Raw genomic sequence first — 14,587 nt, 5'->3', positions numbered from 1 at the left:
TCGACAGCTTTCTCCTTTCCCCTTTCGTTTTTTCGAAATTTATTACAACTTTTTTCCTATTTTTCTATAAAAAAAAGACCCCCATATACCGATATACGGAGGTCGAATTTGTAAATTTTATAACACTATATTGTTAAAACATAATATTATTTTGTTAAAAACTAGGCATTTGAACCTACTTCTTTTTTCTCATCATATCAAAGTAGGACACAGGCTGATCCACCTTCATTTTTACACGCTGTAACGGGTGACGGGCTGCATCGATTACGTTGCCTTCTTCATCCTGCAATTCCCCAACCACCTGTTTGAAAAAGTGGCCTCCCGGACCGAAAAATTCGATCTCCTGTCCAGGTTTGAAATGATTGCGCTGTTGAATGGTCGCCATTCCTGTAGCCGCATCATAGTCCATAACCAATCCAGCAAAGTCAAAAGGTACCGCTTTTTCTTCCGGTTCATAGATGTGATCCTCATGATCCGGTGTATCATAGAAAAATCCGGTATTCAGTGGACGATTCGCTGCCTTATTCATTTCCTCTACCCACTCAGGCTTCAATACATAGTTCTCCGGGTCAGCCATATAAGAATCGATAGCCTGACGATATACGTTAACCACGGTAGCCACGTAGTGAATCGACTTCATGCGGCCTTCGATTTTGAAGCTATCCACACCAACATCAATCAGCTCAGGAATATGCCCAATCATACACAGATCCTTCGAACCCATGGAAAAAGAATTGTCCTGTTCCTGGAATAGGGGCAGCTGGTTCTCGCCCAATTTGAATGGTGCAGGTGCCTGCATTTGCATTTCTTCTTCGCTGACCCACACGGTATCTTCCCGGGCATCTTCAAAGAGATCATACTTCCAGCGGCAGGATTGGCAGCAGCCACCCCGGTTGGAGTCACGATCCGTAAAATGGTTGGACAACACACAACGTCCGGAATATGACGAACACATCGCTCCATGAATAAAGGCTTCGATCTCGATATCCACATTGGCTTTGATTTCTTCAATCTCCTCAAAGCTTGTCTCACGACCAAGAACGACGCGTGGAAGACCTTCATCCTTCCAGAACTTCACAGCTTGCCAGTTCAGAGTGGATTGTTGTGTACTCAAATGCACTTCCAGACCCGGTACTGCACGCTGAGCCACTTCAATAATTGCTGGATCTGCTACGATAATAGCTGCTATTCCTGCATCATACAAGTTTTGCAAATACGCTTGAATACCTTCGATATCTTCATTATGAGCATAAATATTGGTTGCCACGAAAACTTTGGCTCCATATTTTTTGGCGAATTCCACACCCTCGCGCATTTCTTCAAAGCTAAAGTTATCCGCGTTGGAACGCAATCCGTATGCCTGTCCACCGATATACACAGCATCCGCACCATAATGGATTGCAAATTTAAGTTTTTCCAGATTGCCCGCCGGAGCAAGCAACTCCGGTTTGTCCAGACGGTTACGTTTACCCGAGAACTTCCGCTGTACCGCCACTGTTTCCATGTTGTTCACCTCGTCTATTAATACACCTGTTCTTTATAGAAAAATCCAAACGACAATTCCCGTTCAGGGTCCTGCAATTGACGAACCTCGTCCAGCCATTCTTCACAAAATGCATAAGCATCGGCATCAGCCGCATAACTATCCAGAGCTATACGGTATGCACGTACAACAGCTTCGTTATACGCAAGTGGTTTTAACATGCCTTCGATTTTAAAGCTTTGTACCCCGGCCTCCATCAACAGATGAAGATCTTCGAGAATACAGATATCCTCGGAGCTCATAATGTGAGTTCCGTTTACATCTTCATAGATCGGGAACTTCTCATCCCGACGTTCGGCCTCGATCAGAAATAAACCACGCTCTTTACCCAAATGCCCTTCTACAGGACGCCCTTGATGGGACATATAACTTTGCACCAGACTCCGTTTGGAATGATAAATGTTCGTCATGCCATGCACCTGAACCTGGGCTTCTACCTTCAGAAATGGAACCATTTCCGTCAGCTCGTCCATATTCAACTCCCGAGCAAGCACAACACGACTCGCGCCTTTGGTTCCCCAGTAGTTGGCTGTTGCATAGTTGGTCGATGTCATCTCAGCGTTCCAGTGCAGCTGGATATGAGGAGCATGTTCCTTAATAGCGGCGAGCACAGATGGGTCGTTGAACTCCACCCCATGAACACCGATTTTACCCAGTGCTTGAACATATTCAGGTAATTCCTTTAACAACTCATTGGACATCAGATTGTTCATAGACACGTATACACGAGCCTGATGTTTCGCTGCAACGGCAACGACCTCTGCTGTTTCTTCCACACTGAAGCTGCCGGGAAGACGCATGCCGAAGCGATCATCCCCAATTAACAAAGCATCTGCTCCTGCTTGGAGCAGCACCTCTGCCTCTTTCACATTTGCCGCCGTAACGAGCAGTTCATGTTTCGTACTCATATACATCCCCTCCGCTTATTGCGCAGCCTTACTTTTGGCTATATTTTGCTGATGTTCCTTATACGTTTTGGCAAACAGATGTCCAGACGAGCCATCCTTTTTCGTCACATAGAACAGATACTCCGAAGCTTCCGGATTTAGCGCTGCCTCAATGGACGGAAGACTTGGACTGGCAATTGGACCTGGTGGCAACCCTTTGTTCAGATACGTATTATAGGGACTCTGTACCTTCAGATCCTTGAAAAACAACCGCTCCTTCGGCTTGTCGAGCAGATATTGCACGGTAGCATCAATCTCCAGCTTCATATCCTGATTAATCCGATTGTAGATTACCCCGGCAACCAGAGCACGTTCCTCATCCACTACAACTTCTTTTTCCACCAGTGACGCAATGGTCAGCAGTTCATGCAGGGGAAGGTTCTTCTCTTGGAGCTTGGCTTCCAAATCAGGAATGGAATTAATCTTGGTCTGAAATTCTTCCAACATCCGTTGCATCACATCATGCGTGGAACTTCCCTTTTTCAGCTCATACGTTTCCGGGAACAGATACCCTTCCAATACGTAGCGAAGTTCTTCATCCACTGGAATATTTTTGACGAAATCTACATCAAAGGCCGAAGGATCATTAGCCAGCTTGATGAATTCATCTCGATCTACGACATGCTCATAAGAAAGCTTACCCGCCATTTGCAAAACGGTATAACCCTCCGGAATCGTAAATTTCACCATTTCCTCAGGCACAACTTCACCGTTACTTAACTTATTAATAATCTCATCATATGACACACCTGGATTTAAGGAATATGTACCTGCCATAAAATTCGATCCTTGTTTCTTCCATTTCAGGTATCCCTTAAATGCTAAACCACTTCGAATCAGACCTTCCTGCTCCAACTGGTCGGCAATTTTGGAAGTTCCTGATCCGCTCTTGATCTCGAAAACGATCGGTTCTGTGGATGCTTGTACGGGACGCATCATGTTCCAGACATATACGCCAGCGCCTCCAGCAACAACCACGATGATAAGCAGAAAGACTAAAATCGCTTTTCCTTTCAAAAAAGACACAACTCCTTTACACAACCAAAAAGAGCGGACTTCTCCGCCCTTCCGGTTTCTTCAATTTGAAGCTGATCAATCAATCTTCGTCAATGGGGAGTGTACACTCATCATACAGTTCAGAGATGTTCTCCCATTCATCATCATCGTCAATCGTAACTAATTCCGGCATGATCTGGCCTTCACTTCCCGGTAAAACCCGCAGAAGTTCAACTTCGTCATAAGGACGTAATGAACTGCGGAGCACCGCATACTGTTGGCCCTTCACTTCAAACTCAGCCAGCAGGTCATACGGATGCGATTTACCGTTCTCTTCTTCCAGCTCAACGTGAGCACCAAAAGCCAGACGCAGCGAATCTGTCCATTTCAAGTCTTCGCGGCTGTATTCTGTCATTTAGTTCGCTTCCTCTTCATCTTCTGCAAGAAATGTATTAAACGTCTCCTCGACGATATCCCATTCGGCATCATCTTGGATGACGAAAAGTTTGATATCGTCGCCCTCTTCTTCATAACGGAATGCATAAACATCCGTCTCTCCATCTTCGGGTTCAACCGGAGCAACCATCATGTACTTGGCCTCCGAACCGTCCACTTCGAATTTCATGATGACTTCGAATTCCTCTTCATTACCCTCGTCATCCGCAATGTAAATAATCTCCGATTCTTCTTCCATACCCAGTTGATCTTCAGCCATTGTTGATCCCCCTCACCTTTTACTATTGGCATCCAAATAATTTTGCAAAATCAAGCTTGCGGCCATTTTGTCCACAACCTGCTTGCGTTTTTTGCGACTGACATCCGCTTCAAGCAACGTTCGTTCTGCTGCCATGGTTGTCAGTCGTTCATCCCAAAGGTGAACAGGTAAATTCAGTTCGCCCCGCAGGCGTTCGGCAAAAGCAATGCATATTTCACCACGCGGCCCTACGGTGCCGTTCATGTTTTTGGGAAGTCCGACAACAATCTCGCCGATCTCATGCTCACGCACAAGCTCCGCAATCCGAGCGAACTCACCTTCATCCCGGCGGCGTTCAAGTACTTCCAATCCCTGGGCAGTCCAACCGAAGGCGTCACTAGCGGCAACTCCGATTCTCCGGTCCCCATAGTCCAAACCTAATATTTTCATCCATGCTCTCCCATCCTCAAGCCTGCTCAGGTCGAACAATATTCGCCTTCTCAAGCTTCAGGCTGTCTTCTGTCGGTTCATTTCCCGCTGCCTGCATAGCTGCATCACAGCGGAAGCGGTGTACATTACCGGTGATTGGCCAGATAAGAACGAACAAGCTCTTCAATCAGCTCATCACGCTCTTTTTTACGGACCAGACTGCGTGCATTGTTGTGACGAGGGATGTATGCGGGGTCTCCAGAAATCAGATACCCGACAATCTGGTTAATAGGATTATACTCCTTATCCACCAGTGCATCATATACCGTGAGAAGAATCTCTTTGGAGGATGCTTCCTGCTCGTCGGCTTTCACATTAAATTTAACCGTCTTATCCATGGAGTCCATTGATGACACCTCGCTCCTGCATGAACATGGGGACCATGTCCTGCCGAATTGATTTCTGCTTATATAATAACATATTCTGACTGCCACAAGTAAACAAAGGATAAGCCAATTGTGTTTTTTGCTTGTCCTTTACTGGCTTCAGCATATTGCATCATTCGATTCCACTCGCTCTCGGGTACAAAATATAAACGAACAGAACCATTTCGATTTATATTTTGAAGATTGAAAGCCGCTCAATGGATTTATGCAATATGCCCGCTAACCAATGAAACCGCCAGTTTCAACGCTTCATCCAGCTTACTTGCATCCTTGCCTCCGGCTTGCGCCATATCAGGACGTCCGCCACCTCCGCCGCCGCAAACTGCCGCAACTTCCTTGACGATTTTACCTGCATGCAGCCCTTGTTTTACCTGTTCAGCAGGGACAGCTACAACGAAATTCACTTTGCCGTCAGCTGGAGCACCCAGTACGAGTACTGCATTCGGCAGTTTTACTTTTAATTCATCAGCCACTGTACGCAGTGCATCCATGTTCGGAGCATCCACACGAGCTGCAAGCAATTGTGTGTTTCCTGCTTGTACGACTTGATCTGTCAATGCGCCTGCTTCCATGGCACTCAGCTTGCTTTGCAGTGATTCAGTCTCTCTCGCTGCTTCTTTCAATTGCTGATTCAGACCTTCAATGCGTTTAGGTACATCCGCCACATTTGCTTTGAGCAGGGATGCGGATTGTTTGAGCAAATCAAGCTGACTTTCTACATACAGATACGCGCCACGGCCAGTAACAGCTTCGATCCGACGTACACCGGAGCCGATTCCGCTCTCGCTCACCAGCTTGAAGATACCGATCTCTGATGTATTATTTACGTGACAGCCGCCACAAAGTTCCAAACTATAATCTCCGACTTGTACCACACGTACGATATCGCCATATTTTTCACCGAACAATGCCATTGCGCCCATTTCTTTGGCTTCATCAATAGCTTTCAGTTCAATGTTTACGTTCAGACGATTCCAGATCTGTTCGTTTACCTGACGCTCGATCTCTGTTAATTCTTCCGGCGTAATGCTGCCGAAGTGCGAGAAGTCAAAACGCAAACGTTGAGGCTCTACGAGTGATCCTGCCTGATTTACATGTGTTCCAAGCACATCTTTGAGCGCTTTGTGCAGCAAATGGGTTGCGGTATGGTTTTTGATAATATCGCCGCGTTTGGACGCATCCACTTCAGCTTTAACCACATCACCTATACGCAGTTCACCGGACTCTACAGTCACCAAATGTACGTGTTGTCCCAGCGGAGCTTTGAACAGGCCTTGCACTTTCGCCGTTACACTTGCTCCGCGCAGCAAGCCCTGATCACTCACTTGTCCGCCACTTTCCGCATAGAACGGTGTCTTGTCAAGGATGACCTGGCATGTCTGTCCTTCGCTTACGGAGTCTACCAGTGCGTCACCAGCAACGATGGCTACCACTTTAGCTTCCGTCAACAGGTCATTATAACCAACAAACTCGCTTTTAACCGCCAGATCAGCAAGCGGTCCGCCTTGAACCTTCATGCTCTCGTTTTCCTGGCGTCCTGCACGACCAAGTTCACGCTGCTTCTGCATGGAAGCATCAAAACCTTCACGATCTACCGTCAAACCATGCTCTGCTGCATAATCTTCTGTCAGGTCAAACGGGAAACCGTACGTATCATACAGTTTGAACGCTTCAGGCCCGCTAATAACCGTACGTCCTTCGGACTTGGCTGTGCTGCTGATATCAGCCAGAATAGCCAGACCATCTGTGAGTGTTTCGTGGAAACGCTCTTCCTCGGTTTTGATCACTTTAGCGATAAACTCCTGTTTGTCCACGACTTCCGGATAGTACATCCCCATCACTTCACCAACAGTCGTTGTCAGTTCATACAGGAATGGACGGTCGAGTCCCAATACTTTTCCGTAACGTACGGCACGACGGAGCAAACGGCGAATGACATATCCGCGTCCTTCATTGCTTGGCAGAACGCCATCACCTACAGCAAAGGCAACGGTCCGAATGTGGTCGGCAATAACTTTCAGTGCAACGTCAATTTCTACGCTGTCATTATATTTCACACCGGCAAGTGCCGCTGTTCTCTGAATCATCGGTTGGAACAGGTCTGTGTCGAAGTTGGAATCCACATTTTGCAGAATCGAAGCAAAACGCTCCAAACCCGCACCTGTATCAATATTTTTGTTAGGAAGCGGTGTGTAGCTACCATCTTTGTTATGGTTGAACTGGGAGAATACCAGGTTCCACACTTCCAGATAACGTTCGTTTTCCCCACCTGGATACATTTCAGGATCATTCATGTCGTTGCCATAAGCTTCGCCGCGATCATAGAAGATTTCAGTACAAGGTCCACACGGGCCTTCGCCGATATCCCAGAAGTTTTCATCCAGTTTGATGATACGCTCAGCAGGCAAGCCTACTTTTTCGTTCCACAGTTTGAAGGCCTCTTCGTCTTCAGGGTATACCGTTACGGAGAGACGTTCCGGATCAAAACCGATCCACTCTTTGCTTGTGAGAAATTCCCATGCCCAAGTAATCGTCTCTTCCTTGAAGTAGTCTCCAATGGAGAAGTTACCGAGCATTTCGAAGAACGTATGGTGACGGCGAGTTTTACCGACATTTTCAATATCGTTGGTACGAATACATTTTTGGGAGTTGGCGAGACGCGGATTCTCCGGTTTCTCCCGACCGTCAAAATACGGTTTCAATGGTGCCATACCCGCATTGATCCACAGAAGGGATGGATCATTATGAGGTACAAGCGATGCGCTTGGCTCGATTTTGTGACCTTTACTTGCAAAAAACTCTATCCATTTGGACCGGATTTCACTGGCTTTCATACGGTGTGCCCCCAATTAATTATAATAGTCCGGTGCATATTCGCTCCGGGTTGTTAAAAAGTAAAAACAAACACAAAAAACGCCCCTGATAGTCAGGGACGATTATAATCGCGGTACCACCCTGGTTATTGCTGTTCATCCGCAGATGAAACAAACAATCTCCTCGTTGATGCGAAATAACGGTCGCTCCCGGCAGGGTTGTCCTGCACTCCGAAATCAGCTTTCCGCCGTTTCAACTTTCAAGACTCTTCCAGCCATCGGACTCAGATTACATCTGATCCGAAGAAGTCTATTCTCTGAGGAAAGGAACCCTCGGCGTACTTCATTTCATCATCGATTTCTTGTTCTAAACATACCCCTCCATTATATCGATATGCCTATATGGTGTCAACGCACCCTTTAGGACTAAACTGTTGCTACGATCAGTCCGTTCTTCGTTTGATGTAATAGGCAAAAAAGTGCTGCACAATGACTTTCAGAACAGCAAAGACTGGCACCGCCAGAATGAGACCCACTATGCCCGCCAGTTCGCCTCCCACAAGGAGCGCGAAGATAATCGACAACGGATGCAAATGCAGAGTCCTCCCTACCACTTGAGGGGAGATGACGTTGCTCTCCAGCACCTGACACAGTGTGTTCACAATGACAACGAAGAGCACCATTTTGAACGATACCGTAGACGCCATCACTACTGCTGGAGCAGCTCCAAGAAACGGCCCCAAATAAGGCACGATGTTAAATACAGCGACAATGCTTGCGAGCAGAAGCGCATAAGGCATATCAATGACGATGTAACCGATATAGGCAAAGATGCCCACAATCACACAGACGATAAACTGTCCGCGAATATAGTTTCCCAAGGCCGTATCAATCTCTTTCATAACCGAAACAATGGCCTTGCGCCGTGAGCGGGGCAGGTACGCCACAATCGTACGCTCGAACACCTCAAAATCTTTTAACATATAGAAAATGAGAAATGGCACGATAAACACATTGAACAACACATTAATGGTTGTCCCGATATTATCCATCAGCTTTGTAATCCCCTGGGTCAGCCGATCCTCCATCTGGAAAAACCAGCTGTTCATACCTGTGCGCACACTTGGCGGCATTAATTTGTGATCCATATTGTTCATCAGACTCTGGGCACGCATCGACAGCTCCGGCATATGCTCGTTCAGTTCCTCCAACTGTTCAATCAACACTGGAATGACATTCATCAGGATGACCCCGATACAGGTGAGGAAAAAAGCATAGATTAACAACACGGCAATGGTTCGAGGGACTTTGCGCCCTCCCAGCATGCTTACAATCGGATTGAGAACATAGGATATGATGAGAGCCACGATAAATGGTGCCAGCACTGTTTTCAGAAATCCATATATATGAAGCAGTAATGGCCGCAGCAGCCAGATAAAATACAGAATAATCAATCCGAGCAGCAGCCAGATGGCATAACGGAACAGCTTGTTTTTGGTTAATTGCTCCACTTGCATCTCTCCCTTTTGGACTGGCTCTGAAAGTCAGTATATGTAAGGAAGGGAATATTTATTAACGCACAAAAAAAAGCGCCCCCTTCATGATGAAGGAGACGCATCTTGTGATCAGGGTTAGCATATATTCATACAAGTTCCCTTGAACCACTATGTAACCGCAGCTATATACATCTGTCATCATTTCATGACAGCATTCAATGACAGTCTTTGTCATGAAAAAGCATATAGAAGAAGTTAAACTTCTTATTAAGAAGAAGCATGAAGATGAGGGAAGTCTTGCGGCAGCTCTTCCCCGAAGAAAAGATCATCGAGGGAACTGAGCGTGCCGTCTTCTTCCACTTGGTATACAGACATTTTCTCACCGTTCACTGTTAATTCGATAAAGCATCCCCAGCAATAAAACTGGTGGGAACCGATTTTCCCAATATCTTTGGAACTACAGTTTGGACATTTCATATTCATTCACCTATCCATTAACAGAATGAATGGCATTTTCCAAGCGCTGTTCACTCAGCGGCGGCACCATAATGGCACTTTCCCCAATAGACATATCGCTTGTACATGGCAGCCATTTGCGGCCCTCAATCAAATCGGACACAAAACCGTCCGTAATTTCAATCCCTATTATTGTATTTCCCAACTCCTGGTCAAAATAAACATCAGAGACACGTCCAAGCAGCAAACCTTCTTCGGTGAGCACGGACATCTCCTTCAATTTAGACTGGCCGAGGAGGTACGTGTGTTTTATGTCGTCGGCTCCCGTTTTGCGGACAGCCTGTTGATTACGGATCATGACGGCATCTTCGCCGTAGGCAACAATATCTTGCCACTGCACGATTTTGACATGACTGGTAAACAGGCCTTTGTTTTCAAGTTCAATGCCTTCAATTTTCCAATCGTCATTCACAATGAAATCCTGGATTTTACCGACCTGCTTCCCATCCTCAACGTCAAAAACGGCAAGTCCGATCATTTCCTGAAGCTTCATCGCAGGGTCCCCCTCATCTTCTTATCATTAAATAGTCGCGGCGCTATTGCTAGGTATGCCCAAAGTTGATGAGTGGCAATCAGACGCCGATCATCAAAACCGCTTCTATCCAACCGATGAAATGGAACTTCTTCCCTCCTTCTGTTCCATGTGCAAAGAGCCCCTTAGGCTCTATTACGCAGTCGCCCAAGAATGGTTCCAATTTTTTCGGCGGTTATCATGATTTCTTCCGTAGTATTACCCAACCCCCAGCTAAAACGAATCGCGGATTGCAAAAATGTCTCCGGCAACTTCATCGCTTTGAGTACATGGGATACTTCGAGGGAACCGGAAGTACATGCCGAACCGCTCGCAACTGCGATGCCGTCCATATCCAGATTCATGAGCATCGTCTCCGTTGATACTTCCGGAAAGCTGATGTTCAGGATATTAGGCAGCGTAAATTCCGGATGTCCATTGACGTGGAATTGTTCCAACCCTACATGCTGCTCCAATTGTTCCAGCAGTAATGATCGCAATGTCAGATCATGTTCAAGGCGTGCCTCCGCTTGTTCTCCTGATATTTTCAACGCCTCCGCAAAGCCAGTGATACCCGCTATATTCTCGGTACCTGCACGTCGTTGCCGTTCCTGAAGGCCACCATGAGATCTCGCTTCTAGGACAATTCCGCGCCGTACGTATAGTGCACCCACGCCTTGAGGGCCATTAATTTTATGAGCAGAGAAGCTGATCATATCCACAGGCAGTTCCTTGCAGGAAATTTCTTGGGTGCCAAGAGCCTGAACTGCATCGGTATGGAACAAAATATCATGTTGACGAGCCAGTTCACCAATTTCGCGGATAGGCTGAATCGTGCCCACTTCATTATTGGCGTACATCATGGTGATCAGCACTGTATCTGGCCGGATGGCATCTTTCAGCTCTTCCAGACGTATTCTTCCGTATTCATCTACAGGCAAATAGGTCACGTCATAGCCTTGTCGCTCCAGTTCCTGACAAGTATGCAGTACCGCATGATGTTCAATGGCTGTTGTAATAATGTGCCGTCCCCGTTCGTTTCTCGCTGAAACTGCGCCAAATATCGCCAGATTGTCACTTTCCGTGCCGCCTCCGGTAAATACGAGTTCATCTGGGAAACAACCCAAAGACGCCGCAATGACATCCCTTGCTCCACTGACGGTCCGTTTGGCTTCACGCCCAAAGGCATGGATACTTGATGCATTGCCATATTGCCCTGTCATAACTTTCATCATCGCTTCCGCGACTTGTGGGTGCATAGGTGTCGATGCGGCGTGATCCAAATATATTCTTTTCATTGATTTCACCCCGTTATATGTTGGACTTTCATATTTTTCAAACCATAAAGAAGCTTGTTGCACGGCTAAAGCCCCCAATATGGGGGCTTTAGTGTGTCGTCTGTGATGCTCATCATCAACTATTTTAGATATAGAACATGTAGGAGTCTTTTTGTTCTTGATCCTGGAATGTAATCAGATCCTTCAGCGTTGTTGAATCCAATACTTCTGCAATGCTGTCACGGATGCGCAACCACAAGTCGCGCTTCGCCGGATCATCTTCCTCTGTGAAATCCACTGGAGAGATTGGACCTTCCAGTACACGAATAACATCCCCTGCCGTTACGGTAGCAGGATCGCCTGCCAGAATGTAACCGCCGTAGGCGCCACGGATACTTTTGACCAGTCCTGCATTACGCAGGGGAGCGATCAATTGCTCCAGATAATGCTCCGAGAGCTGGTTGCGCTCGGCAATACTTTTCAAAGATGTCGGGCCTTCGCCTGTTCTGGCTGCCAGCTCCATCATGATTGTGAGCCCATAACGGCCCTTTGTCGATATTTTCAAAGGAGTCACCTCTTTCAATTTTCGAAAAAACAAGTTGTGAAACATAAAATAACAGGATGTGGTCCAAGACCGTCTTTCCAGGATCCGCCACAGCGGGATATGAAAAATACAGACCTAGTCCCTCTAATCCTCCGTATTCCGATCATAACCCTCAACTAATGTTAACATATCTGCATGCTTTATGGAAAAGAAAGATTGACGAAATTCCAAAATGTGCGCCTGTGGTGGACACTATCCAAAGTTGGCCGGGTGTATCGTAACTTGAGTCAGGTTATGCTAGAATAAGAAACGAAACACATTTATATAGAGAAATGGTGATAACGATGTCCAAAACAATTGAAAATACACGGGTCGTCGTTGGCATGTCCGGAGGTGTCGATTCTTCCGTCACCGCACTGCTGCTGAAGGAGCAGGGTTACGATGTCATCGGCATTTTCATGAAAAACTGGGATGACACGGACGAGTTCGGCCACTGTACCGCTGAAGAAGATTCAGAGGACGTACGCCGGGTTTGCGAACAGATCGGCATTCCTTACTACACTGTCAACTTCGAGAAAGAGTACTTTGATAAAGTATTTTCCTATTTCCTTGATGAATATAAGTCGGGTCGGACTCCGAATCCTGATGTCATGTGTAATCGTGAGATCAAATTCGGCGAATTCCTGAACAAAGCACTGGATCTCGGTGCTGACTATGTGGCTACAGGCCACTATGCTCGCCTCATTGAAGAAGATGGAACGTTCAAACTGCTGCGCGGTGTGGACAGTAACAAAGACCAAACGTACTTCCTCAATGCACTGAATCAGAACCAGCTGTCCAAAGCCATGTTCCCAATTGGTCATCTTCCTAAACCGGAAGTGCGCAAGATTGCAGAAGCAGCTGGCCTGTACACCGCGAAGAAAAAAGATAGCACAGGTGTCTGCTTCATCGGCGAGCGCAACTTTAAAGAGTTCCTGAGCAACTATCTTCCAGCCAAAGGTGGAGACATGGTTGATATTGCAACCGGAGAAGTGAAGGGCCGTCATGATGGTCTGATGTACTATACGCTTGGACAACGTCAAGGTCTCGGCATTGGCGGTTCCGGTAATGGTGAACCCTGGTTCGTGGCAGACAAGGATCTGGAGAAAAATCAACTGCTTGTCGTTCAAGGCGACGCACATGCAAGCCTGTATTCAACCGGTCTGACTGCAACAGGTGTAAACTGGATCGCAGGTGCAGCACACATGCCTAACGTACCATTCCGTTGTACCGCCAAATTCCGCTATCGTCAGCCGGATCAGGGTGTAACCCTGACATGGCAGGAAGATGGCAGCGTGGATGTACAGTTCGACCAACAGCAAAAAGCGATCACGCCTGGTCAAGCCGTTGTGTTTTATGATGGAGATGTATGTCTCGGCGGCGGAACGATCGATCAGGTTCAAAAAGTTCCTGTACCGGCGCTGTAATATTCAATAACAGAAATGAATCCATCCCCGTATGGATTTTGCACAATACCCTGTATTCCTATAACAAAAGCCATCTTTCATGTATACCATGACGGATGGCTTTTTTCCTTCTTTTTCCTGCAAAAAAATAATTATTTTCAATTATGCAGCCAGCCACACTCCTGTAAAAGAGGCCGCAACCCCCATCAGTACCGAACTTGTGACGTATATAACTGCTCTGAAGTAACGTTCCTGCCCCATCAGACCAAGGGTTTCATATCCAAACGTAGAGAATGTGGTATACGCTCCGCAAAATCCAGTACCCCCTATCACCCAGACTGCGTCTGGGATTGAAGCTGACTGATGCCAGCCATAGAGCAATCCAAGTAACAGAGAACCACTGATATTAATAACCCATGTCCCCCATGGGAAGGCCGTTCCGAGCGAACCGGATATCCATCGACCCAAACTGTAGCGAAGCACCGCACCTAGCATTCCTGCAAAACCAATCCAGATGATCATCGTGCAACACCATCCTGCGTCGGTTTACCCAGCATTCGCTCACCAACCTTAATCCCCAATGCACACAGTAATAACCCTGCGAGTAAACTCACAACGAGATATATAACAGCCTTACCCCACATTCCTCCTTCAGATAAACGGACCATATCGAGAGTAAAAGTGGAGAATGTGGTGAATGCCCCGGTAAACCCCGTTCCAATCGCAAGACGAAGTTGAGGCGTTATTTTACCTGGAACAGCTATGGTGAAGAACCAACCCAAAAACAGGCTCCCAATGGCATTGATCAGCAGCACTGCCCAAGGAAAGCCTTCATTGGCTGCTGGCATCCATAACTGTATCCCATATCGGCATAATGTACCCAAAATTCCGCCGATTCCAATATAGAATATTTCTTTCATTGTTCAAGCA

General features: G+C 46.7%; 16 protein-coding genes. 1 reads left to right on the top strand and 15 read right to left on the bottom strand.

Going from position 1 to position 14,587, the window contains the following annotated elements:
- Window positions 1-175 precede the first annotated feature (175 nt).
- The 13 genes from MHB84_RS19620 to cymR form a co-directional block, all read right to left on the bottom strand.
- Window positions 176-1,504: a peptidase U32 family protein gene (locus MHB84_RS19620; protein ID WP_076287770.1), complete on the bottom strand. Its 1,329-nt coding sequence runs from the start codon at window positions 1,502-1,504 to the stop codon at window positions 176-178.
- Between the two features lie 17 nt (window positions 1,505-1,521).
- A complete protein-coding gene (locus MHB84_RS19615) occupies window positions 1,522-2,451 on the bottom strand; it encodes a peptidase U32 family protein (RefSeq protein ID WP_076287769.1) in 930 nt (309 codons plus the stop codon).
- Window positions 2,452-2,466: 15 nt separating this feature from the next.
- A complete protein-coding gene (gene mltG, locus MHB84_RS19610) occupies window positions 2,467-3,507 on the bottom strand; it encodes an endolytic transglycosylase MltG (RefSeq protein WP_256716733.1) in 1,041 nt (346 codons plus the stop codon).
- 79 nt (window positions 3,508-3,586) lie between these two features.
- Window positions 3,587-3,901: a DUF1292 domain-containing protein gene (locus tag MHB84_RS19605; RefSeq protein ID WP_024633076.1), complete on the bottom strand. Its 315-nt coding sequence runs from the start codon at window positions 3,899-3,901 to the stop codon at window positions 3,587-3,589.
- The gene (locus MHB84_RS19600; protein ID WP_024633075.1) at window positions 3,902-4,201 is read right to left on the bottom strand and encodes a DUF1292 domain-containing protein; all 300 of its coding nucleotides are present in this window, start codon (window positions 4,199-4,201) and stop codon (window positions 3,902-3,904) included.
- A gap of 12 nt (window positions 4,202-4,213) precedes the next feature.
- Window positions 4,214-4,630 carry a Holliday junction resolvase RuvX gene (gene ruvX, locus MHB84_RS19595; protein WP_076287768.1) on the bottom strand — a complete coding sequence of 139 codons (417 nt, stop codon included), beginning with the start codon at window positions 4,628-4,630 and terminating at the stop codon, window positions 4,214-4,216.
- A 125-nt stretch (window positions 4,631-4,755) separates the two neighbouring features.
- Complete coding sequence (locus tag MHB84_RS19590) at window positions 4,756-5,016, bottom strand: IreB family regulatory phosphoprotein (protein WP_024633073.1); 261 nt, start codon at window positions 5,014-5,016, stop codon at window positions 4,756-4,758.
- A 242-nt stretch (window positions 5,017-5,258) separates the two neighbouring features.
- The gene (alaS, locus tag MHB84_RS19585; protein WP_076287767.1) at window positions 5,259-7,889 is read right to left on the bottom strand and encodes an alanine--tRNA ligase; all 2,631 of its coding nucleotides are present in this window, start codon (window positions 7,887-7,889) and stop codon (window positions 5,259-5,261) included.
- A 422-nt stretch (window positions 7,890-8,311) separates the two neighbouring features.
- Window positions 8,312-9,379 (bottom strand): AI-2E family transporter, encoded by a 1,068-nt coding sequence (locus tag MHB84_RS19580; RefSeq protein ID WP_076287766.1) that lies wholly within the window; start codon window positions 9,377-9,379, stop codon window positions 8,312-8,314.
- Window positions 9,380-9,631: 252 nt separating this feature from the next.
- Complete coding sequence (locus tag MHB84_RS19575; RefSeq protein WP_024633070.1) at window positions 9,632-9,841, bottom strand: hypothetical protein; 210 nt, start codon at window positions 9,839-9,841, stop codon at window positions 9,632-9,634.
- 10 nt (window positions 9,842-9,851) lie between these two features.
- Window positions 9,852-10,373: a PRC-barrel domain-containing protein gene (locus MHB84_RS19570; RefSeq protein ID WP_024633069.1), complete on the bottom strand. Its 522-nt coding sequence runs from the start codon at window positions 10,371-10,373 to the stop codon at window positions 9,852-9,854.
- Window positions 10,374-10,537: 164 nt separating this feature from the next.
- Window positions 10,538-11,689: a cysteine desulfurase family protein gene (locus MHB84_RS19565; RefSeq protein WP_076288261.1), complete on the bottom strand. Its 1,152-nt coding sequence runs from the start codon at window positions 11,687-11,689 to the stop codon at window positions 10,538-10,540.
- Window positions 11,690-11,813: 124 nt separating this feature from the next.
- Complete coding sequence (gene cymR / locus MHB84_RS19560) at window positions 11,814-12,233, bottom strand: cysteine metabolism transcriptional regulator CymR (protein WP_076287765.1); 420 nt, start codon at window positions 12,231-12,233, stop codon at window positions 11,814-11,816.
- Window positions 12,234-12,556: 323 nt separating this feature from the next.
- Between cymR and mnmA the strand changes: the two genes are divergently transcribed.
- Entirely contained in the window at window positions 12,557-13,678 is a 1,122-nt protein-coding gene (gene mnmA / locus MHB84_RS19555) for a tRNA 2-thiouridine(34) synthase MnmA (protein ID WP_076287764.1), read from the top strand.
- Window positions 13,679-13,819: 141 nt separating this feature from the next.
- On the opposite strand, the gene crcB (MHB84_RS19550) is transcribed toward mnmA, so the two are convergent.
- Window positions 13,820-14,179, bottom strand: coding sequence for a fluoride efflux transporter CrcB (crcB, locus tag MHB84_RS19550; RefSeq protein WP_076287763.1), 360 nt, complete (start codon window positions 14,177-14,179; stop codon window positions 13,820-13,822).
- Window positions 14,176-14,577, bottom strand: coding sequence for a fluoride efflux transporter CrcB (gene crcB / locus MHB84_RS19545; RefSeq protein ID WP_076287762.1), 402 nt, complete (start codon window positions 14,575-14,577; stop codon window positions 14,176-14,178). The genes crcB (MHB84_RS19550) and crcB (MHB84_RS19545) overlap by 4 nt, the downstream gene beginning before the upstream one ends.
- Window positions 14,578-14,587: the final 10 nt, after the last annotated feature.

Origin of the sequence: Paenibacillus sp. FSL F4-0087, assembly GCF_038020215.1 — a bacterium.
Classification (GTDB): domain Bacteria; phylum Bacillota; class Bacilli; order Paenibacillales; family Paenibacillaceae; genus Paenibacillus; species Paenibacillus taichungensis.
Note: the sequence above shows the minus strand (reverse complement) of the source record. Positions and strands in the feature narration are given on the sequence as shown.